Here is a 20,796-nt window from a genome sequence, read left to right as displayed (position 1 = left end):
GTATTCTATTAGATTGCGATTCCTCCGGCCCGCGTTAGATGTTGAACCCAAAACCGCGCAGCGTTTCCAGAAGATAGGCCACATCGCTGTTCTTGGTGATGTCGCATATGGTCATGATGTCGGCAGGACCGCCGTCCCACCGAACGCCGAAGCCGTGCAATGCATCTTCCCTCGGAAGTTCCCGCAGCGCAATGACTCCGTTGGCATCGGGTTTTATGACGATGTTCATATGGGATTTGCCCTGGTCGATGCTGGGTTTGTTGCGAATGGAACAGACCACGCTACCTGATTCGTCACTGACGTTGATCCGGTCGGCGATGGCTTCCACCTGGTATGCGTCGCTGGCGACGAACGCGTCGAACACAGCCTTTAGCGGCTCGGCCCACGGCGGGCAGGTCAGGTCGGCGGGTTCTCCTGCGGGAACAGGGTTCGTCAGCTTGCCGATCTGCACCACCAGATTGATGAATTCATCCAGCCCGTCTTCATCTTCGCCGTCGGCTTTCGCGGAGACGATTTCCAGAACATCCGGATAGCAATGCTTCATGTATTTCTTGAATTCCGAAGCGTCCTTGCTGTTCTTCGCGCTGTTCACGAGCCCGTTGTACGTCTTGTCGTAGGTCTTGCCGTCCTTGGTAACGGTGTCTGCGGCGTTTTCGTCACGGTAGCGTTCGCCCATCTGGATGAGCAGGATAAGGAACAGGAAAAACCTCTGACGTTCGGTTTCTATAACGTCGCCCGCTACGATGGTGTAGAGCTGCAGCAGGTTGAACACGCGTTTGATGCTGCGCGGGTTGTTGCGGAAGGGCGTGACCGACGTGATGGCCTTCTTGTAGTCGCCGACCCGTGCCTTGTCCACACCGAACTCCTGCTCAAGATAGGTTTCGATGCGGTACTGGCCCATAGGCAGCACGAAAGGCAGCTGGATTATCTTGTCGAAGAACTCCTTCTTCTTGCCGAAATCTTTGCCGTACTTGCTTTCGATACCTTGGTAGACCACCTTGTCATCGACGGCCAGCACGAACACGCAGTTCTCGAAGTCGAGGAAGTTCTTGATGCCTTCCAGCAGCTCCACGGCGATTCGGGGGTTCAGCCGGTCCAGATCGTCGATAAGCACCACAATGCGTCTGCCGCTGTTCTGGCCGATGGCGTCCTTGATCGACTGCGCGATGCTCGGCTTGATGTTCTCGACCACCTTCGATGGGCTTTCTTTACTGTCTTGGTCCAGGAAGGCTCCCGACATCGAATTGAGGACAACCGATCCGAAATTAGCTTCTACCAGCGACAACGCAACAGCTGCAGCACCGTTGGTCGCGCCTTTGCACACCTTACGCAACGCTTCTGGAATGCGGCCGAGCACGCTGTCCTGTTCGATGGGCGTCATTTCGCCCAGCTTCGAGGCAAGGCTTTCCATCAGGGCCAACGTCAGGTTGTCGCCAAGGCCTAATGCAGAGTACTGCCAGGTGTTGAACCAGACGATTTGCGGAACCAGGTCATGGTAGCGGCTCTCCAACGCCTGGGCGATCAGTTTGAGCGCGGTGGTCTTGCCCGACCCCCAGTCGCCTTGGATGGAGAGCGTCATAGGCGTTTCGCATTTCGAAATGAACTCGGCCAGGCTGTTGCAGTACTTCTGGATGCCGAGCAGATCCTTTTCGGACGGGGCATCCGGATATCCGCAGAGGTTGTCGTTCCGTTTGGATTTGCTGTGCGTGTTCATGTGCGCCTCCTGCATGCGATCGACCGTTCGGGGCCATGGCCAATCATAGGTATTATCAGTATAGCCGCCCCGCTTCGGACGGTGGTCCTGCATTGCCGACTTCTCGGTCCTGTGCTGTGACTTACACGTGTGGTGAAGTTGTGATTCGAATAAAACTTCAGAACAAAATCCTTGCATAAGGGGGTTCTGAGCGGTATTCTAGCTAAGCGTTTTTCGCGGGCCCGTAGCTCAGTTGGTTAGAGCGCACGCCTGATAAGCGTGAGGTCGCTGGTTCAAATCCATTCGGGCCCACCACTTTCCGCTAATAAACGCCCCATCGTGAGCCACGAGCCGGTGGGGCGTTTATTGAAAACGGGGCATTAGCTCAGCTGGGAGAGCGCGGGCTTTGCAAGCCTGAGGTCAGGGGTTCGATCCCCCTATGCTCCACCAAATTCTCCAAAAGGCCTTTCGGGCCTTTTGTTGTTTTATGGGCAAACAGAAGGGGGTCGAACCCTGCGAGGTGGCGTTGTCTGGGAGACCCTTCGAGTTCTATCTCGTTTTCACTTAAGAATGCTGCAGAATCTTCAGGACGCATTCCTAGCATGACTCTCTGTCCTAGGTACACCGCACAAGTGACACGATCATCGATCACCGTGTTGTTCGTTTGGGTTCCCCTTGTGCCTTATCTGCGGGATCGTTTAAGAAAGGAAAAGTCCTTTCGCGGTGTCATATTGGTGTGCACCCAACGTTAACTAGCGTTGTGCACCGGTTAACGTTGGGATGATGGAGCCAAACCATGTTGAAATAGTCGCAAGAACGACTCCTGTATTACGAAGACGAAATGACCTTTATCACCCCTTCGAGTTGATCGATGGTTTTGCCGTCGTAGATGGCTAACGCCAACAGTTCGTCGACAGATTCAGCCATGTCGCTCGTCTCCGTTTCATAAAGCGTTTCGCTTTCGGTCGTGAGATACAGCTGGAATACACCGTCCTGGCACGAGCGTTGATAGTGATAGCTTGTCTCTCCTATCGTGAAATCAATCTCCCAACCCTCGGCAAGGGTCTCCTTGAATTCCTCTAGTGACATACCCCTCATTGTTTCTCGATTCCCACGAAGTATTTCTTGTATTTTCATATTCTTCGTCCGTCAAGAACCTACCCTTCCCTCGAGCGCCATCAACGTACTCGTGGATATGAATGGCTCTTCTGTCTTTGCCCGTCAACGGCGTATCTATTCCGTAATCAATATCAAGCTTTGGGATACGGTCGTCATTATATTGCCTGAACTGGTGAAACTTGCCGTTTTGATTCACGGCTACATAAGCAGTTCCTGGGGTGTTTGATAGGTCAGGTAGCCCAATCCGAGAGTTCGGATCATTGCGTTGCAGCACCTTTGTTCCGTATAGCAAGCCCGTCGAGTGCCATTGATATTTGGAGAAGCCTCCCTCTTTGATAAATGTCCCCCTACTTCCCATGGCGGCTCCTCTCATGCCATCGCTGAGAGTACGAAGGATAGTAGATAACGTTATCGAACAAGTTGTTCAGATCTTCTAGCTCTCTTCCGCAGACAACTATTGCATAGGGCTTTTTCTGGATGATTAATTCCCTAGTTCCTTCAACGAGCAGCCCCTTTCCCCAATTGGTTGACAAGCACCCGTTCGTGCTGATAGCAATGGTGCTGTTTTCGGCGAAACCGTCGAAACACGCATCTGCATTGCGCGCGCCATCCTGAAAGATGCTCCCATTATCGTGTTCGACGAGGCAACTGCGTTCGCCGACCCCGAAAACGAGGCGCGCATCCAGAAATCGGTGGCTTCGCTTTCGCAGGGCAAGACGCTTCTCGTTATCGCCCACAGGCTTTCGACGATCGTGCAGGCCGATGTCATCTGCGTTGTGGACGACGGGAGGATCGTCGCCCGCGGTACCCATGAGCAGCTTTTGGAGGAATGCGCCTTATATCGCGACATGTGGCAGGCGCACATCGGGGCGGCCAACTGGGCGGCCGGCTCGAACGATGCGTACGGTGCGGACGCGCTCGACGGACAAGAGAAACTGCTCGAAGCAACGCCTGCAAGCGATAGGAAGGGAGGTGATGTGCGATGATTGCTGTGTTCAAGAGGATCCTTTCGTGGGCTGGAGACCTGAGGGGTCGCGTGATTGCCGGGTTCCTTATCGAGATACTCATCGCGGCAGCCACCTGCATGCCCCTTTTCGTGGCGGCATGGGTGCTCGGGCAGCTCATCGACGTCGCGCGTGGTCAACAGTCGCTGGATGCGAGCGTAGCCTGGATGGCACTCGGTGCAATCGGAGCGTGCATGATCGTTCGTGCAATCGCCTGGTTCGTTAAGGATACGCAACAGGAAAGCGTCGGCTACGAGCGAGGTGCGGCCACACGACTCGAAATCGGCGAGGTTCTGAAGCGCGTTTCGCTCGGCTATTTCCAAAACGTGAAGACGGGTGACATTCTTTCCACGGTCACGACGAGCCTGAACGTGGTCGAGCTCGAGGCTGTCCGCCAGGCCGACGCGGCCCTCGGCGGCTACATCGCTGCAGCTCTCATTACCGCATGGCTGTTCGCCGTGTGTCCGCTTGCGGGCGTTGTCTCTGTTGCGGCCATTGCGCTTGCGACGCTCACGCTGAGGGCCATCAACCGCAATGCCGCACGGCTCACCCCCGCAGCGCGACGTGCGACCGACCATCTTTCCGGAGCGGTCATCGGGCTGTACGAGGGGCTCGGAACCATCAAATCCTATGGAGCGACAAAGGAAGGCCTGGCGCCTTACCACGCAGCGAATGAGGAGTTGAAGAAAGCGCGCATCGCAATCGAGTACGGCTTTACCGCACCCGCGACCGTCCATCGCATCATCCTCACGGTCGCTTCGGCCGTGTTGCCCGCCGTCGCCGCTGCGGCACTGGTCGCAGGGCAGCTGGAGCTGTGGATGTTCGCCGGCGTCGTGCTGGTCTCCATGACGATATTCACACCCATCATCAAACTCTCCGACGCTGCGCACATGTTCGCGGACCTGAATGATTCGCTCGATCGCATCCAAGCCGTCGAACATGCCGAGTTCATCGACGACGATGGCAGCGACATGAAGCTGGACCGTTATGACATCGTCTTCGACGACGTGAGCTTCTCCTACGATGGTCGCGAAGTCATCCACGACGTGTCGTTCGATATTCCCGAAGGCACAACGACCGCTATCGTCGGCCCGAGCGGTTCGGGCAAGACGACGCTATCCAGCCTGATGGCACGCTTCTACGACGTGAATTCCGGCGCGGTGTGCATCGGCGGCCACGACGTACGCGAATTCACCGTCGACAGCCTGCTGCGCAACTTCTCGATGGTGTTCCAGGACGTGTACCTGTTCGACGACACTATCGAGGCCAACATCGCTTTCGGCCGCGAGGGCGCAACCCACGAAATGGTGGTCGAGGCGGCCAAGCGGGCACAGTGCCACGACTTCATCATGGAGCTTCCGCAAGGTTACGACACCGTAGTCAAGATGGGCGGCACGAGCCTTTCGGGCGGCGAGCGTCAGCGCATCTCCATTGCGCGGGCCTTGCTGAAGGATGCGCCGATCGTCATTCTGGACGAGGCGACAGCGTCCATCGACCCCGAGAACGAGCGTATGGTGCAACAGGCTTTAACCGAACTCACGCACGGGAAGACGGTTGTTGTCATCGCGCATCGCCTGGCGACCATCGAACATGCCGATCAGATTCTGGTCGTGGATGGCGGACGCGTTGTGCAGAAGGGCACACATGCGCAGCTCGTGGCCGAAGAAGGCACTTATCGACGCTTCGTCGAGGTACGCGCGCAGGCTGAAGGGTGGCGTATAGGGTAGCCCTCTGCGTTTGCAATCCTGAGGCCAGGGTTGATACCCTTATGATCTGTTGTTAAACAGCAGGTCAGAAGCTACTTTCTGACCCGCTGTCTTTATGTGTGAAAACTGAATTACGTGAAGGGTTTGCGGTCCTTCTCATCTGGATTTTCGGTTTTCAACACCGCGCCTTCTTGCTCGTAAGGGCTGTTGCATGCTACATGCTAGGCCCTGTTCGTACCAGCCTGATGTTCCAGCAGGTCAGCGGCTTCGTCCATGCCGACGGCCCGGAGCGCTGCGATGCTCTGCTCAAGCCCCTGTTCAAGTCCCCGCTGAAGGCCTTGCTGAAGACCTTGCTGAAGACCTTGCTGAAGACCTTGCTGAAGACCTTGCTGAAGACCTTGCTCAAGACCTTGTTGAAGCCCTTGCTCGATTCCTATTTCGAGCCCTTCTTCTTGACCCTGCTTGAAGCCGCGCTCTTTTGCTTCGCGTTCGACTCGCTCGAAATAGTCCTTGCGAGACTGGTATTCGCGTTCGGCAGACTCGAAATCGGCATAAGCCCGGACAACCTTGGGGTCGTTGAGCGCATAGCCGTACATTTTCGCGAACTCTTCGATATCGGGGAATGCATCCATGATGGCACTCGCCTCCTCGGATTTGTTGAACCCTGATGTGAGGAGGTACAGCCACGAGAGCAGCTCGTCGCCGAGAACCTCATCATCAAGCAGATTATACCGCTTGCGCACTTTCTCGAGTTCAACGAGCACGAACAGCATCCTGTCCGTTGCCTGGATCTGTTTGCCATCGTTGTGCCAGCCAAGTTGGCATGTGCTCACATATTCGGAGGTATCCGGGAACAGCGCAGCGTCGTCGAGGAGGGTGATGACGATGACCTGGGGAATATCCTTGAATTTGGTACCACGCATAGTATTTGCGGACATGAGCTGCGACGCATATAACAGCGATCGGTTTTCGATGTCTTCGGGATAACATTGCGCCTCGAAGTCGATGACCCTGCGGTTCGTCGCGATGATTCTTACATCCATACGCGGGGCTTTGCAGTTGATGCTGCCTTCCAACGAGGTGTGCTCGGCTTCGATTGATACGATTTCGTCGATCGGTTCAATGTTTGCGTGCGAAAGCACGGCATTAATGAGACTGCGCGTGATACCGCGGGATTCTTCTCGCCCGAATATCCGAATGAAAGCATCGTTGAACAGCGGCTCAATATTGGGTATGCCTTCTGCTTCCCGGTAGCTCATATCCGGGTACGGATGCGCTTGGGCTTTGTCGATGGACGACGGACGGTTCTTTTCGCTCATGGCGAGCTCCTCTCTGGCCACATGCATGCAGCCGAACGTGCGGGGCATGCAGCAACGCAGCAGAAGTCGCGCGACACACGTGCCCCTTCGATAAATTGGAAGGTTGTCCCCGGAATGTGGGTTAGAGAGCTGTAACACGTATGGTACGACTATCTGGCGGGAGGGCTCTCAGCCGCGAAACTCGACAACGGGGTGCGGGTGTTTTAGAAGGCCCCTTCGACCCGATGTCGTGAAAGCATGATAACAAACGGATGTTCGTATTGCAACCGTTTGATGACCTGGAATAATATGCAAAATGCCTGATAAATAAGGTGTAAAAACAACAATAAAAGTTCTAGCAATATCGATTTGGTTCCTATGGCAGCCACCAAAAAAACGGCGGCCGCCATAGGGTCGAACGAACTATTCGAGCTCCGCCGCCTGCTTCTTAAGAACCTTTTCGGCAAGCCTGATTGCTAGCAAAGCGACAGGAATCACAAGGATCAGCATGACGACCAGCATCGGCGTGTTGTCGATGACGGGAGCCATCGTGTCCGCATAGCCTGCGGGCATCTCCGCAACGGCGGCAGCAAGCGATCCTGCGGTGTCTGTCCACCAGTGGGCGGAGTACGCATAGAACGAAAACGCGAAGGGGATGAAGCTCAGCCGCACCCCTTTCAAGGTGCTATAACCGCAAAGTGCGCGAATGACCTCGGCAATTGCAGTAAGCGCGATAATGATGACGACAAAACCGAGGCCCCCTTCGCCTGTGACAAGCCCGATGACCAGGAGGACTCCATTCGGGATTGCGGCGGCCCCGAAACATTGCATATTGGCGGAAGCATAAAGGTATACGAACGCGAAAAGCAAAGGGGTTACCGTGCCCGCGTAGGCGTAGCACGCCGGATGAATGAGACCGCTTGACGAGGCGAGAGGGTAAACCGCCAGATAAACGAGGGATGCGACCAGCACGCGAACGATGGATGATGGTTTCATTCGAAGCTCCTCTCTTTCTCTTAAAAATTAGTCGTGGCTAACTCATATGTATAAAAGAAGGCCTGGCACATACCAAGCCTCAAAATACCTGTTAAATGCCCCAAATCTGTTTCAACCCAGCAAGGCAGAATTCCGACGCCAGCTGTGCCTCGCGAATGGCCTCGCTCTCGGATTTGCCGGAAAGCAGACAGTCGAAGACGGTCTTGACGATGAATGTGCTGGCCTGTGCGGCGATGCTGCCTGAGATGTTCTCCGGTTTGTTGACGAACGGCTTGCACAGTTCGAAGAAGGCGAGCGTATTTTCTTTTTCCGTTTCGGCGATGCTGTCTGGGAGCTGCTCATACGAGGTTCCGCCGTTCGCTTTTAGCAGCAGATTGAACGCTTCGGCGTGGTCGTAGATGTAGCGAATGATGGCTTCGTCAGCGGAAAATGCGAGGTCAAGGGCCTCCAGCACGTCGTCGGTGCTGTGGATTTCCCGAAAACGGGATGCCTCGGCGCCGTACAGGTTGTTCAAGCCTTCCAGTGTTGGCTCTACAAGGCTGGCGAACAGGTCATCCTTGCTTTCGAAATGAGCATAGAACGCCCCGTTCGTCACGCCGGCGTCTCTGCAAATCTGCCGGATGGAGGCGCCGGCAAACCCTGCGTCCAAGAAATGCCGCGCAGCGCTTTCCAGTATGCTTTCGTGCGTCTTGTCGAAATCGTAGCCCATAGGTTAGCCTTCGTCGAATGTTTAGTGCGACGTAATATTACGCTGTAATATTTTATTTGGCAAGTATGAATCGATGCGGGTCCAATCCTCGACAGCAGGACGTGTGCCTCAATCAAAGCATGTCGAACATGCATGAGGGAATCTGCCGTATCAGCCGAAAACCCGAATCGAGCATCAGAACCGAGCGCATAGGGAAATAAACCGAAGAGCTGGCCGTATGCAACGTGCGACCAGCTCTTTTTTGACGACGACTATGTTGGGGCGCTTTATGCGGTCTTCTTGTGCGAAGGGATGAAAACTCCGACCGCAAGGGCGGCCAGGCCGACGCAGCCCCAGGCAATCAGGCGAGCAACTCCTGCATCGAAAGGTCCGCTGCCCAGGTAGATGATGCTGCGCAGGCCGTTGCCGATGGAAACCTGCGGCCCCACGGGTACACCCAGTCGGCCCAGAACGTCGGCAGCATTTCGGGCGGCAGGATGGCCGTGCCCATGCCGAGCGCGAACACACAGACCATAACGAGCGCGCCGAGCGGGATAGAAATGCTGAGCAGGCCAAAGTTCGCCAGCATGATGCAGAAGCTTGCGAGCCACAGCAGCAGGATGGCCTGCGCGGGCACGCCCAAGCCCCTGAGCCACGACACGATGCCGAAGGCGGCGAGCGCGGCAACCAGTGATGCGACCAGCGCATACGCAACCTGGATGCCGGTCATGCGAGCCTTGCTCGCATGCGTGCGCTCGGTGTCTTGCACATGCAGAACCACGAAGGCGATGAGCGACATTGTCAGCGATAGCACCATGAGCGGCATGACTGCCATCTGCACGCCGATCATGCCTGAGAGGGGGCTTGCGTCTTCACTGGCCTCGCCCACGCTCGTGACCTCGACGTTGATGCCTGCGCCAGCCAAGGCGCCGGCCATGCTCGACTGCACGGTGTTCGCGAAAATGGGGCTCTTCACGGTGTTTACCACCAGCTCAACGGTGGGTTTTTCGGCATCTTGTTGGGCGGAAACGGCATCCTGGATGATGCCCTGTACGCTTTCGGCTGCGGCGTGAACCTGCTTGCGCCCTGTACCGAGAGCAATGCGGCTCTTGCGCACGAGCGGTATGTCGTGAGGTTCCCGCACATGTTCACCCCGATGGAGCACGAAGAGCAAATCAGGCATTTCCAACAACATTGTCGTCAAATCGAAACTGAACGGACGGTGTGCTACTGCAAGTTCTGCAACGGAGGCATAAACATGGGCGGCAAAACAGGCGTTCATCTGCTTGAGCTGCTGTTTCCTGAAGACCCGAGGTAGCGCGACATCTGCGGTGCTACGCTTCCTCTATATCGGTTTGATCCGATCGGCGGCAATGCGTTCTCTCTTTAATAATGGAAAGGGCCGGACGTTGCATCCGGCCCTTTCCATCTGAAAAGGAGGGGAGACGGCGGTTGCTAGCCGAGCAGTTCGGCCAGGTCGGCCTCGACGGTGGTCGTCGGGGCGATGTGGAACTGCTCCACCAGGAAGTCCAACACCGCGGGGCTCACGAACGCCGGCAGCGTCGGGCCCAGCTTGATGTTGGTGATGCCCAGGTACAGTAGCGTGAGCAGGATGCACACCGCCTTCTGCTCGTACCAGGAAAGCACCATGGACAGCGGCAGCTCGTTCACGCCGCAGCCGAAAGCGTTCGCCAACGCCACGGCGATCTGGATGGCGCTGTAGGCGTCGTTGCACTGGCCGACGTCCATCAGGCGCGGCAGTCCGCCGATGGTGCCCAGGTCAAGGTCGTTGAACCGGTACTTTCCGCAGGCCAACGTCAGCACGACGGTGTCATCGGGAGTGGCCTTCACGAAGTCTGTGAAGTAGTTGCGGCCCGGGCGTGCGCCGTCGCATCCGCCCACCAGGAAGAAATGCTTGATGGCACCCGACTTGACGGCGTCGACAACCGTGTCGGCCACGCCGAGAACCGTGCCCTGCGCGAACCCGGTAAGGACGTGGTCGCCGCCGTTGATGCCCGTGAAATGCTGCTCCTCGGAGAATCCTCCCAGCTCCAGGGCCTTCTCGATGACCGGCGTGAAGTCTTTGTCCTCGCCGATGTGGACGGTGCCGGGGTATTCCACCATCTCGGTGGTGAACACGCGGTCGGCGTAGCTGTCCTTGGGCGGCATCAGACAGTTGGTGGTGAACAGGACGGGGGCCGGCAGGTTGTCGAACTCGCGCTTCTGGTTCTGCCAGGCGGTTCCGAAGTTGCCCTTGAGGTGGGAGAACTTCTTCAGTTCGGGGTAGGCGTGGGCCGGCAGCATCTCGCCGTGGGTGTACACGTTGATGCCCTTGCCCTCGGTCTGCTCAAGCAGCAGCTTCAGGTCGTACAGGTCGTGGCCGGTGATCACGATGAACGGGCCGGCCTCGACGTTGAGGGTGACCTCGGTGGGTTCGGGCGTGCCGAAGGTTTCGGTGTTGGCGGCGTCCAGCATGCCCATGCAGGTCAGGTTGACTTCGCCTACCTTCAACACCAGGGGCAGCAGGTCGTCCATGGTGCCCGGCTGGACCAGGGCCGCCAGGGCTTCGACGAAGAACGCATCGACGGCTGCATCGGTGCGGCCGAGCACGCGCGCGTGATAGGCGTAGGCCGCCATGCCGCGCAGGCCGAACAGGATGAGCGACTTGAGAGAGCGGATGTCCTCGTCGGCGGACCACAGCTCGGCAAGCGGGTAGTCCGCAGCGGCCTCGATGCCTTCGGCTTGCGCGATGGCGGCGGTTTCAGCATGGACGCGCTCAATGAGCGAATCGATGGAGGCGCCGTCGAAGTTCACATTTGTCACAGTGGCGAACAGTCCGTCCACCAGGAGTTTCGTCGCGGTTGCGGTTTGCGTGCCGGCGGCTTTGCACGTGGCAGCCAATCCGATGAGCGCACCGGTCAGCTCGTCCTGATCGATGGCGACTTCGGCGGTCTTGCCGCAGACGCCCGCCTTTCCGGTGCAGGCGGTGCAGCCGGCGGTCTGTTCGCATTGGAAGCAGAACATGTTCTCCATAGGTACGGTCCCCCTTCAAGTAACCAATATATAGATAGGGTCGCGAGCGGCCGCGAATCGTTTTTCAGCCGCGCTCTTCGACCCACAATAGGAATCATAGGGAGCGCGCAGGCGGAAGTATGTGGTTATAACCACGTTACTGTTATTCTGCACGACCAGGAACCGTCGGGTTCCATCCGCGATTCGTGCGTGCCAGGTAGTGGGGGTGACTCCTGTTTTGCCATGGCCGGCGTATGCCCAATATGGAGCCAACACCTTAACGCGCCAGGCTCTTCGGAACCGAGGGCCCCTTCCTGAGTTTCGTGAACGGACGTTCGAGCCGGCTTCGGACAGGTCTTGCCACAGGTGGAACTGCGGTTTTAAGGCGGCGATAAGAACCGCTTGTGAAAAAAATCACTTTGACCCAATAAAGTAGACCAAATTGGTAGGAATTGGACTATAATGCCAACTTAGTCACCCCCTGACGGATGACGACTGCGTATCGATAAACAACGAATAACGAAAAGGAGGTCATCGATATGGGCAGAGTTTACAATTTCTCGGCCGGCCCCGCTGTGCTGCCTGAGGAGGTTCTGCAAGCAGCTGCAAATGATATGCTTGATTACAAGGGCTGCGGCATGTCAGTCATGGAGATGAGCCACCGTTCAAAGATGTTTGAGGAAATCATCACCGAGGCGGAGCAGGATCTGCGTGACCTCATGGGCATTCCTGACAACTACCGCGTCCTGTTCCTGCAGGGCGGCGGCAGCATGCAGTTCGCCCAGGTTCCGTTGAACCTGATGAAGACCGGCGTGGCCGACTACATCGTCAGCGGCTCCTGGTCGAAGAAGGCTTGGAAGGAGGCCAAGAAGTTCGGCGACGCCCGCTGCATCGCCAGCTCCGAGGACAAAACCTTCTCTTACATTCCCGACGTGGACGCTCTGGAAATCGACGACGACGCCGACTACGTCTACATCTGCGAGAACGAGACCATTTACGGCACCAAGTACCACAAACTTCCCGACACCAAAGGCAAACCGCTGGTCGCGGACGTTTCGTCCTGCTTCCTGAGCGAGCCCGTCAACGTTGAAGACTACGGCGTCATCTTCGGCGGCGTCCAGAAGAACGTAGGCCCCGCCGGCGTGGCTATCGTCATCATCCGCGAGGACCTCATCCCCGAAGAAGAGCTGCCGAACGTTCCCACCATGCTTCAGTACAAGACCCAGGCCGACGCGAAAAGCCTGTACAACACGCCTCCGTGCTGGGGCATCTACATTTGCGGCCTCGTGTTCAAGTGGTTGAAGGCGAACGGCGGTCTCGAGGGCGCCAAGCGGCGCAACGTCGAGAAGGCCCAGCTCCTGTACGACTATCTGGACCAGAGCAAACTCTTCAAGGCAACCGCCGCCAAGGAAGACCGCTCCCTCATGAACATCCCGTTCGTCACCGGCGACAAGGACCTGGATGCCAAGTTCGTGGCCGAGGCCAAGGCTGCCGGCCTTGAGAACATCAAGGGCCACCGCAGCGTCGGCGGCATGCGCGCCAGCATCTACAACGCCATGCCCAAGGCCGGCGTCGAAGCTCTGGTCGAGTTCATGAAGAAGTTCGAAGCCGAAAACGCCTAGTTACCAGCTCGTGCGTGGGACAAAGGGGACAGTCCCCTTTGTCCCATTTTTGAAAGGACACCATCATGTACAAGGTACATTGCCTCAACAACATTTCGCCTGTCGGCCTTGCCAACTTGAAGGAAGGCTACGAGCTCACTGACGACATCAACGAAGCCGATGCCATTCTGGTCCGCTCCGCCGACATGCATGAGATGGAAATTCCCGCGAACCTGAAGGTCGTCGCCCGTGCTGGCGCCGGCGTCAACAACATCCCGCTGGACAAGTTCGCCGAGGCCGGCATCGCCGTCTTCAACACCCCAGGAGCCAATGCCAACGCCGTTAAGGAACTCGTGTTGGCCGGCATGTTCATGGCCGCCCGCGACATCGTCGGCGGTATCGAATGGGTCAAGGCCAACGCCGACGACCCCAACGTGGGCAAGGCTGCCGAAAAGGCCAAAAAGCAGTTCGCCGGCGGCGAGATCATGGGCAAGACCCTGGGTGTCATCGGCCTGGGCGCCATCGGCCGCCTGGTCGTGGGTGCCGCCGAGGCTCTGGGCATGAAGGTCGTCGGCTACGACCCGTTCCTGGATGCCGAAAAGGCCGCTGCCATCTCCGAGAACATGACCTTCGTCACCGATCTGGCCGACCTGTATCCGGTCTGCGACTACATCACCATTCATGTTCCCGCCATGGCCACCACCAAGGGTATGATCAACGCCGAGGCCTTCGCCCAGATGAAGGACGGCGTCGTGTTCCTGAACTTCGCCCGTGATACCCTGGTCAACGATGCTGACTTGGCCGCTGCCTGCGAGGCCGGCAAGGTTGCCCGCTACGTGACCGACTTCGCCAACCCCGCCGTGGTGAAGATTCCTGCCGCTTTGGTCATTCCGCACCTGGGCGCTTCCACCGCCGAGGCCGAGGACAACTGCGCAACCATGGCAGTCAACTCCGTCATGGCGTACCTCGAAGAGGGCAACACCTTCCACAAGGTGAATTAACCACTTCAAGCCGGCCGATTCGTGACTTTTGGCCGGCGCCGCTGACGTGCGGCTCGAATACGTTTGAAGACGCGGCGCTTTTACACGCGCCGCGTTTTCTGTCCATAAAGCTGTTCCGAGTTCATGACGATTCCGCTCCGCTTGCGAAAATCGGGCTGACCTGGGGTAAAATTGCACAATCATTCGGTTTGAGGAATGAAAGGCTGGTTTTCCATGGATATCACCGCGTTGCCGCTGTATCAGAACTTCAACGACATCAACAAGGTTGACCCTTCGTATTACTCCAGGTATGACATCAAGCGCGGCCTGCGCAATGCGGACGGCACGGGCGTTGTGGTCGGCGTTACGAACATCTCCAACGTGCACGGCTACCTCATGTCCGACGAGGACAAGGTCCCCGACAGGGGCCGCCTGTCCTATCGCGGGTATGACATCAACGACCTGGTCTCGGCCGCGGTTGAGGAGGATCGCTACGGTTTTGAGGAAGTGGCGTACCTGCTGCTTTCCGGCAACCTGCCTACAACCGATGAACTCGCCCAGTTCCAGCGCGCCATCGACGACTACCGCGACCTGCCCGACGGGTTCACGGCTAACTACGTCATGCGCCCCCCGACCCGCGACCTGATGAACGCCATGTCCCGAGCGGTCCTGACGCTGTATGCTTTCGACGAACAGGCCGAGGACCGTTCCCCCAAGCATGAGGTCGAAACGGCAATCATGCTGATGAGCCGCCTGCCTCGCATCATGGTGCTGGGCTATCACGCCATGCGCGACAAGTTCTACGGCGACTCGATGATCATCCATCACTTTACCGAGGGCGAAAAGACCGCCCAGACCATCCTGTCCATGATGCGTCCTGACCGCAAATACACCGAGCTTGAGGCGCGCGTGCTGGACATCATGCTCATGATTCACGCCGAGCACGGTGGCGGCAACAACTCCACCTTCACCTGTCGCACGCTGACCAGCGCCGATACCGATCCGTACTCCGCATACGCCGGAGCCATCGGCTCGCTCAAGGGCGCGCGCCACGGCGGTGCCAACAACCGCGTGCTGGGCATGGTCGCCGACATCAAGGACCATGTGGCGAACATCACCGACGAAGGCCAGGTGGCCGACTACCTGAACAAGATTATGGACAAGGACGGCTACGACCGCACCGGACTGGTGTACGGCATGGGCCATGCGGTGTACACGCTTTCGGACCCTCGCGCGGTCATCTGCCACAAATACGCGAAAGACCTGGTCAAGAACACGGCGTACGAAGACGACTTCCGCCTGTTGGAGATTATCGAGGCGCTTACGCCGCAGCTGATGGCGGAGCGCGGCCGCAAGAAGGCCATCTGCGCCAACGTTGACCTGTACAGTGGAACCGTGTATGCCACGCTCGGTATTCCCGAGCCCATGCTGACGCCGATTTTCGCCAGCGCCCGCATCGCCGGCTGGGCTGCACACCGTTTTGAGGAAATCGTCTCCGGACGTCGCATCATGCGTCCTGCCTACAAGAAGACCGGTGCCTCCCGCGACTACGTGCCGATGTCCGACCGCTAATCGCCGTTTGGGACAAAGGGGGAAATCCCCTTTGTCCCATTTTCGTTTTTAGGAAGGGAACCTCCATGTCGCTGCCTCTGAATTCTGCACTTGATCGTCTGCAACTGTCGGGAATCCGCAAGTTCGCAGCTTTGGCGAAAGAAGTTCCCGGATGCATTTCGCTTACTATGGGCGAGCCGGGCGAAAACACCCCCGACGCCATAAAAGACCAGGTCGCACTGGACTTGGCGGCAAACATGACGCACTATCCGCCCAACAACGGGCACGCGTTTTTGAAAGAAGCCATCTCGGAGTTCATGGCTCGCCAGGGCCTGGCGTATTCGCCTGACGAGATCATCGTGACCGCCGGCGCCACCGAGGCGCTGTACGCAGCGGCAACGACGGTGCTGAGCCCCGGCGACGAGGTGGTCATCCCCGGCCCCGGCTTCATCCTGTACGAATCCATGACCATCGTTAACCACGGCACGCCGGTGGTATTCGACACCACGCCGACGAACTACCAGATCACGCCCGAGGCGCTGGAGGCTGCGGTGACCGACCGCACCAAAGCCATTGTGCTCACGTCGCCCAACAACCCGACCGGCGTCATCCTCAACAAGGATAGCCTGGCGGCTGTGGCGAAAGTGGCCCGCGAGCGCGGCATCTACGTGATTTGCGACGATGTGTACAACCAGCTGGTGTACGCCGACGGTTACAAGAGCTTTGCAGAAAGCTATCCTGACCTGCGGGAACAGACCATCCGCGTGGATAGCTTCAGCAAGCCGTACGCTATGACCGGCTGGCGCATGGGCTGGATTGCCGCCGATGCAAGCTTTATCGCTCAGGCGTCGAAGATCCACCAGTACATGGTTTCGTGCATTCCGTCCTTCCTGCAGCATGCCGGCGTCGAGGCGCTGGCCACGGACATCGCACCCATGCGCAAGATGTATCGGCAGCGTCGCGACCTGGTGGTTTCGCGCTTGCGCGAAATGGGTCTTGACCTGGTGGAACCCGAAGGCGCTTTCTATGCGTTCCCCTCGATCGAGCAGTTCGGCATGACCTCCGAGGAGTTCTGCCGCCGCTTGATTTTCGAAGGCGGCGTGGCCCTCACGCCGGGCGTGTTCTTCAACGGCGAAGGGCACGTACGCCCGTCGTTCGCCAGCAGCTACGACGTGCTTGAAGAGGGGCTCTCCCGCATGGCAACCTTTGTGGACGGCTTGCGCTAACGGCTGTATCTTGCTGAAAACAGCTTTGCTCGAAGGGTGTCCTCGGTGGGCGCCCTTCTCTGTTGCTGCCATATAGCCTGGTTTCTCAATGGATCGACCCCGCGATGCCCCCCTGCGCCGCATCGGAATTTGGCGCGGGGGGACGCGTGGTTAGCAGATTGACCAGGACTTCTGCCGCATCTGACGTATGCGGTTCGGCCCCATGTCTCCTTATGGAATGCGAACCAGCTTGGCGTAGGTTTCCACGCCGCGCATCAGGATATCTTCGTCGAAGTTGAACGTGTCGGCGTGCAGCGGGATGCCGGTGCCGGTGCCCAGCAGGATGAAAACCCCAGGTAGATACTGCTGATACCAGGCGAAGTCCTCGGCGATCAGCAGCGGTTCGGGAACCGTGTCAAGCTCGGGCAGGGCGGCTGCGGCCAGGTCAAACACGTCGGCGTTGTTTATGACGGGCGGGTAGCCTTCCGAATACACGGTTTCGGCTGTGCATCCGAACCGGGCGGCGGCAGCGTCGGCAATCTCGGCGATCTCGCGGCGGGCGCGTTCGCGCATGTCCAGCGAGAAGGTGCGCAGACTGCCGGCGATGCGGGCGTTCGCGGCGATGGCGTTGCGAACGGACCCTGCGGTCATGCAGCCGAACTTGAGCAGGCAGGGCTCCTCTTTTTGGCGTTCCTCTATATATTGGTACACGTCGATCAAAAAGTGGCTGCAGGCCTGCAGTGCGTCGCGGCCTTGATCGGCCTTGGCGATGTGGCTGCTTTTGCCAGTGAAGGTGACGGTGGTCTCGTTGGCGGCTGCAAGCAGCGGACCCGGCCGGCTGGCGATACTGTCTTTCGGCAGGTCGGGCCACAGATGGAACCCGAAAATGCGGTCGACGTTGTAGCGTTCGAACACGCCGCTTTCGCACACCACCTTGGCACCTCCGGTGGTTTCCTCGGCGGGCTGGAACACGATAAGCACGCTGCGGTCCAGCTCATCCAGGTGCCGCGCCACATGATGGGCGAGGCCAAGCGCCATGGACATGTGGCCGTCGTGGCCGCAGGCATGCATCTGCCCAGGGTGGGTGGAAGTGAACTCCACACCCGTGACCTCGGTCACCGGCAGGGCGTCCATGTCGGTGCGGATGGCCGTGGCGTGCTCGGATCCGCGGTCGAACCATGCGCACAAGGTGCTTTCGCAGGGCGAAAGCACTTCGCAGGGCAACGGCTCCAAAGCCGCTTGGATGTAGGCCATGGTCTTGGGCAAATCGAAATCCAATTCGGGAATACGATGCAGGTCGCGGCGCCACCGGGTCAGCATGGGCTGAAGCTCGGCACGTTCTGCATCAGAAAGAAGTACGGTCGACATACGGTTCCTTGTCGTTTCAGGTCAGACGATTGTCAGGATTATACAAGTTCGAACCCGAAAAGCTGCCGCCCATGGTCTCATTTCATGCAAACGCGTGAAAGTGCTTGTAAATGCAGGGTGACAAGCGTTACTATGCCAACACGATAGAGGCGCGGATGCGAAGGGTTTCGGGCCAGCCGGCAGGCGATTATCCCGAAGCGAGGCAATTCCGCCGAATCGTTGCGACAGGCATGGCGCAACGGTGGGCTGTCGGGGAACACCCGTCAGACTGTCTGCAAAATTGCAGGTGCGCTATCTTGCTGAGTCGATTTTTGTCGCCAGCAGGCATGCGTCCTGCTGGCGATACGTGTATTTGGAGCGAAAATGGAAAAGAAGCCGTTTGTAACGAAGGACCAGCTCGAAGCTATTGCCGAGCAGTTCCCCACGCCTTTCCACCTGTACGACGAAGCGGGCATCCGCAAGAATATGGAAGCTGTCCGCGATGCCTTCGCATGGAACCCGGGCTTCAAGGAGTATTTCGCCGTCAAGGCCAACCCGAACCCGTTCATCATCAACATCCTGAAGGAATACGGCTGCGGCTGCGATTGCTCGTCGTTTACGGAGCTCATGATTTCCGAGGCGGTGGGCATTACCGGCCACGACATCATGTTCTCGTCCAACGACACGCCGGCCGAAGATTTCGTGTTGGCCGACAAGCTGGGCGCCCTGGTGAACTTCGACGACATCACCCATATCGAATTCTACGAGCAGCTCACCGGCCACATTCCCGAAACCGTATGCTGCCGTTTCAACCCGGGCGGCCTGTTCGAAATGGCAAACGGCATTATGGACGCCCCCGGCGATGCCAAGTACGGCATGACCGCCGACCAGTTGCGCGAAGCCTTCCGCATGTGCAAGGCCAAGGGTGCCAAGCACTTCGGCATCCACGCGTTTCTGGCCAGCAACACCGTGACCAACGAGTACTACCCCCAGCTGGCGGGCGTGCTGTTCCAGCTCGCCGTGGACATAGCCCGCGAAACCGACGTGCACATCGCGTTCATCAACCTGTCCGGCGGCGTGGGCGTGGCCTACAGCCCCGACCAGGAGCCCAACGACATTCGGGCCATTGGCGAAGGCGTCCGCCGCGTGTACGACGAGGTTCTGGTACCGGCGGGCATGGGCGACGTCGCCATTTACACCGAGATGGGCCGTTTCATGCTGGCGCCTTACGGATGCCTGGTCACACGTGCCATCCACGAGAAGCATACCTATAAGGAATACATCGGCGTCGACGCCAACGCGGTGAACCTCATCCGCCCGGCCATGTACGGCGCGTACCATCACATCACCGTCGCAGGAAAGGAGGATGCGCCGTGCGATCACGTGTACGACGTGGTCGGTAACCTGTGCGAAAACAACGACAAGTTCGCCGTTGACCGTTCGCTGCCGGAGATCGAGATGGGCGACCTGCTGGTCATCCACGATGCCGGTGCCCATGGACACGCCATGGGCTACAACTACAACGGCCGCTTGAAGTCCGCGGAGGTGCTTCTGCAGACGGATGGCACGCCGAAGCTCATCCGCCGCGCCGAGCGACCCTCCGATTACTTCGCCACCCTCGACTGCTTCGAAATCGGCACGAAACTCCAGACCATCGCGCAGCGGGAAACCCCGCAGGCGTAACTGAAACGAAAGGAATCCACCATGGATATCAAGAACCTGCAAGGCTCCATCGTCGCCCTCGTCACCCCGTTCAACGAGGACGGATCCGTCGACTTCGACGCCCTGGCCGGGCTTATCGACTTCCATCTGGAAAAGGGCACCGACTCCATCCTGGTGCTGGGCACCACCGGCGAGTCCTCCACCATGTCCCATGAGGAAGACGACGCGGTGTGCGACTTCACCGTCAAGCGCGTGGCTGGCCGCGTGCCCGTTATCGCGGGTTCCGGCTCCAACGATACCGAGACCATGCGCATGAAGAGCCTCAGCTACCAGAAGCTAGGCGCCGACGGTCTGCTGGTCATCACCCCGTATTACAACAAGTCCAACGAAGAGGGCATCTACCAGCACTTCAAGACCGTTCTTGATGCGGTGGAAATCCCCTGCATCCTGTACAACGTGCCTAGCCGCACCGGTTGCAGCATCTCCGAGAACAACGTGAAGCGCCTGGCCCAGCACCCCAACGCCCTGGGTATCAAGGAGGCTTCGGGCTCCATCGCGTATGCCACCAACATCGCCCGCTACCTGAGCGACGACTTCTTCATGTTCTCCGGCAACGACGACATGGTCATTCCGCTGATGTCCCTGGGCGCCCGCGGCGTCATCTCTGTGTGGGCGAACGTGGATCCGGCCGCCGTGCACAACATGACCACTGCGTATCTGGAAGGCCGCCACGACGAGGCTCTGAAGATTCAGCTGGACAACCTGGATCTGATCCACGCGTTGTTCTGCGAGACCAATCCGATTCCGGTTAAGGGCGCCATGGAGATGATGGGCCTGATCAAGGGTGTGTACCGCCAGCCGCTGTGGCCGATGGCCGAAGCCAGCGCCGTCCGCGTGCAGCAGGCCATGAAGGAGGTCGGTCTTCTTGATTAAC

The 20,796-nt window shown here is 58.3% G+C and carries 16 protein-coding genes, 2 tRNA genes, 1 pseudogene and 1 riboswitch; of the genes and pseudogenes, 10 read left to right on the top strand and 9 right to left on the bottom strand.

Annotation, left to right across the window (positions count from 1 at the left end; translation table 11 throughout):
• Nucleotides 1–34: 34 nt before the first annotated feature.
• On the bottom strand, nucleotides 35–1,714 hold the full coding sequence (locus SHEL_RS13955; RefSeq protein WP_050749604.1) for a KAP family P-loop NTPase fold protein: 1,680 nt from the start codon (nucleotides 1,712–1,714) through the stop codon (nucleotides 35–37).
• A gap of 217 nt (nucleotides 1,715–1,931) precedes the next feature.
• Here SHEL_RS13955 and SHEL_RS13950 point away from each other — a divergent pair.
• Nucleotides 1,932–2,008: transfer RNA gene (locus SHEL_RS13950), tRNA-Ile, on the top strand.
• A gap of 59 nt (nucleotides 2,009–2,067) precedes the next feature.
• Nucleotides 2,068–2,143, top strand: a tRNA-Ala gene (locus SHEL_RS13945).
• A 378-nt stretch (nucleotides 2,144–2,521) separates the two neighbouring features.
• On the opposite strand, the gene SHEL_RS13940 is transcribed toward SHEL_RS13945, so the two are convergent.
• A complete protein-coding gene (locus tag SHEL_RS13940; protein ID WP_012799917.1) occupies nucleotides 2,522–2,782 on the bottom strand; it encodes a hypothetical protein in 261 nt (86 codons plus the stop codon).
• Nucleotides 2,783–3,159: 377 nt separating this feature from the next.
• Nucleotides 3,160–3,363 carry a hypothetical protein gene (locus SHEL_RS15860; RefSeq protein WP_420542169.1) on the bottom strand — a complete coding sequence of 68 codons (204 nt, stop codon included), beginning with the start codon at nucleotides 3,361–3,363 and terminating at the stop codon, nucleotides 3,160–3,162.
• Nucleotides 3,364–3,399: 36 nt separating this feature from the next.
• Here SHEL_RS15860 and SHEL_RS15710 point away from each other — a divergent pair.
• Both SHEL_RS15710 and SHEL_RS13930 read left to right on the top strand, forming a co-directional pair.
• Nucleotides 3,400–3,798, top strand: a pseudogene (locus tag SHEL_RS15710) (hypothetical protein); the annotation flags it as partial.
• Nucleotides 3,795–5,543: an ABC transporter ATP-binding protein gene (locus SHEL_RS13930; RefSeq protein WP_012799916.1), complete on the top strand. Its 1,749-nt coding sequence runs from the start codon at nucleotides 3,795–3,797 to the stop codon at nucleotides 5,541–5,543. The pseudogene SHEL_RS15710 and the gene SHEL_RS13930, both read left to right, overlap by 4 nt.
• A gap of 200 nt (nucleotides 5,544–5,743) precedes the next feature.
• Here the strand turns inward: SHEL_RS13930 and SHEL_RS13925 are convergent, their stop codons facing one another.
• From SHEL_RS13925 to hcp, 5 genes are all read right to left on the bottom strand, one after another.
• Nucleotides 5,744–6,841, bottom strand: coding sequence for a PD-(D/E)XK nuclease family transposase (locus SHEL_RS13925; RefSeq protein WP_012799915.1), 1,098 nt, complete (start codon nucleotides 6,839–6,841; stop codon nucleotides 5,744–5,746).
• 402 nt (nucleotides 6,842–7,243) lie between these two features.
• A complete protein-coding gene (locus SHEL_RS13915) occupies nucleotides 7,244–7,816 on the bottom strand; it encodes an MptD family putative ECF transporter S component (protein ID WP_012799913.1) in 573 nt (190 codons plus the stop codon).
• Nucleotides 7,817–7,907: 91 nt separating this feature from the next.
• Entirely contained in the window at nucleotides 7,908–8,525 is a 618-nt protein-coding gene (locus SHEL_RS14645) for a TetR/AcrR family transcriptional regulator (protein WP_012799912.1), read from the bottom strand.
• A 340-nt stretch (nucleotides 8,526–8,865) separates the two neighbouring features.
• Entirely contained in the window at nucleotides 8,866–9,648 is a 783-nt protein-coding gene (locus SHEL_RS13905) for a hypothetical protein (RefSeq protein WP_126513847.1), read from the bottom strand.
• 311 nt (nucleotides 9,649–9,959) lie between these two features.
• Nucleotides 9,960–11,537 carry a hydroxylamine reductase gene (hcp, locus tag SHEL_RS13900; RefSeq protein ID WP_012799909.1) on the bottom strand — a complete coding sequence of 526 codons (1,578 nt, stop codon included), beginning with the start codon at nucleotides 11,535–11,537 and terminating at the stop codon, nucleotides 9,960–9,962.
• Nucleotides 11,538–12,055: 518 nt separating this feature from the next.
• Between hcp and serC the strand changes: the two genes are divergently transcribed.
• The 4 genes from serC to SHEL_RS13880 all read left to right on the top strand — a co-directional run bounded on the left by serC (nucleotide 12,056) and on the right by SHEL_RS13880 (nucleotide 16,874).
• Nucleotides 12,056–13,138: a 3-phosphoserine/phosphohydroxythreonine transaminase gene (serC, locus tag SHEL_RS13895; protein ID WP_012799908.1), complete on the top strand. Its 1,083-nt coding sequence runs from the start codon at nucleotides 12,056–12,058 to the stop codon at nucleotides 13,136–13,138.
• Between the two features lie 65 nt (nucleotides 13,139–13,203).
• On the top strand, nucleotides 13,204–14,118 hold the full coding sequence (locus SHEL_RS13890; protein WP_012799907.1) for a 3-phosphoglycerate dehydrogenase: 915 nt from the start codon (nucleotides 13,204–13,206) through the stop codon (nucleotides 14,116–14,118).
• Nucleotides 14,119–14,331: 213 nt separating this feature from the next.
• Complete coding sequence (locus tag SHEL_RS13885) at nucleotides 14,332–15,669, top strand: citrate/2-methylcitrate synthase (protein WP_012799906.1); 1,338 nt, start codon at nucleotides 14,332–14,334, stop codon at nucleotides 15,667–15,669.
• A gap of 65 nt (nucleotides 15,670–15,734) precedes the next feature.
• A complete protein-coding gene (locus SHEL_RS13880) occupies nucleotides 15,735–16,874 on the top strand; it encodes a pyridoxal phosphate-dependent aminotransferase (protein ID WP_012799905.1) in 1,140 nt (379 codons plus the stop codon).
• A 210-nt stretch (nucleotides 16,875–17,084) separates the two neighbouring features.
• Here the strand turns inward: SHEL_RS13880 and SHEL_RS13875 are convergent, their stop codons facing one another.
• Nucleotides 17,085–18,221, bottom strand: coding sequence for a M20 metallopeptidase family protein (locus SHEL_RS13875; RefSeq protein ID WP_012799904.1), 1,137 nt, complete (start codon nucleotides 18,219–18,221; stop codon nucleotides 17,085–17,087).
• A 136-nt stretch (nucleotides 18,222–18,357) separates the two neighbouring features.
• Nucleotides 18,358–18,523, top strand: a riboswitch (Lysine riboswitch).
• A 61-nt stretch (nucleotides 18,524–18,584) separates the two neighbouring features.
• Here SHEL_RS13875 and SHEL_RS13870 point away from each other — a divergent pair.
• Both SHEL_RS13870 and dapA read left to right on the top strand, forming a co-directional pair.
• A complete protein-coding gene (locus SHEL_RS13870; protein WP_012799903.1) occupies nucleotides 18,585–19,883 on the top strand; it encodes a diaminopimelate decarboxylase in 1,299 nt (432 codons plus the stop codon).
• Between the two features lie 21 nt (nucleotides 19,884–19,904).
• Nucleotides 19,905–20,795 (top strand): 4-hydroxy-tetrahydrodipicolinate synthase, encoded by an 891-nt coding sequence (dapA, locus tag SHEL_RS13865; RefSeq protein ID WP_012799902.1) that lies wholly within the window; start codon nucleotides 19,905–19,907, stop codon nucleotides 20,793–20,795.
• Nucleotide 20,796 lies beyond the last annotated feature (1 nt).

It is taken from the genome of Slackia heliotrinireducens DSM 20476 (assembly GCF_000023885.1).
GTDB lineage: Bacteria > Actinomycetota > Coriobacteriia > Coriobacteriales > Eggerthellaceae > Slackia > Slackia heliotrinireducens.
This window is presented reverse-complemented; position numbering and strand designations above follow the sequence as displayed.

Bases quoted from the DNA above. Each gene is read 5' to 3' on its own strand.
- SHEL_RS13955 (WP_050749604.1), bottom strand. From the start codon at position 1,714: ATGAACACGCACAGCAAATCCAAACGGAACGACAACCTCTGCGGATAT.
- SHEL_RS13940 (WP_012799917.1), bottom strand. From the start codon at position 2,782: ATGTCACTAGAGGAATTCAAGGAGACCCTTGCCGAGGGTTGGGAGATT.
- SHEL_RS13930 (WP_012799916.1), top strand. From the start codon at position 3,795: ATGATTGCTGTGTTCAAGAGGATCCTTTCGTGGGCTGGAGACCTGAGG.
- SHEL_RS13925 (WP_012799915.1), bottom strand. From the start codon at position 6,841: ATGAGCGAAAAGAACCGTCCGTCGTCCATCGACAAAGCCCAAGCGCAT.
- SHEL_RS13915 (WP_012799913.1), bottom strand. From the start codon at position 7,816: ATGAAACCATCATCCATCGTTCGCGTGCTGGTCGCATCCCTCGTTTAT.
- SHEL_RS14645 (WP_012799912.1), bottom strand. From the start codon at position 8,525: ATGGGCTACGATTTCGACAAGACGCACGAAAGCATACTGGAAAGCGCT.
- hcp (WP_012799909.1), bottom strand. From the start codon at position 11,537: ATGGAGAACATGTTCTGCTTCCAATGCGAACAGACCGCCGGCTGCACC.
- serC (WP_012799908.1), top strand. From the start codon at position 12,056: ATGGGCAGAGTTTACAATTTCTCGGCCGGCCCCGCTGTGCTGCCTGAG.
- SHEL_RS13890 (WP_012799907.1), top strand. From the start codon at position 13,204: ATGTACAAGGTACATTGCCTCAACAACATTTCGCCTGTCGGCCTTGCC.
- SHEL_RS13885 (WP_012799906.1), top strand. From the start codon at position 14,332: ATGGATATCACCGCGTTGCCGCTGTATCAGAACTTCAACGACATCAAC.
- SHEL_RS13880 (WP_012799905.1), top strand. From the start codon at position 15,735: ATGTCGCTGCCTCTGAATTCTGCACTTGATCGTCTGCAACTGTCGGGA.
- SHEL_RS13875 (WP_012799904.1), bottom strand. From the start codon at position 18,221: ATGTCGACCGTACTTCTTTCTGATGCAGAACGTGCCGAGCTTCAGCCC.
- SHEL_RS13870 (WP_012799903.1), top strand. From the start codon at position 18,585: ATGGAAAAGAAGCCGTTTGTAACGAAGGACCAGCTCGAAGCTATTGCC.
- dapA (WP_012799902.1), top strand. From the start codon at position 19,905: ATGGATATCAAGAACCTGCAAGGCTCCATCGTCGCCCTCGTCACCCCG.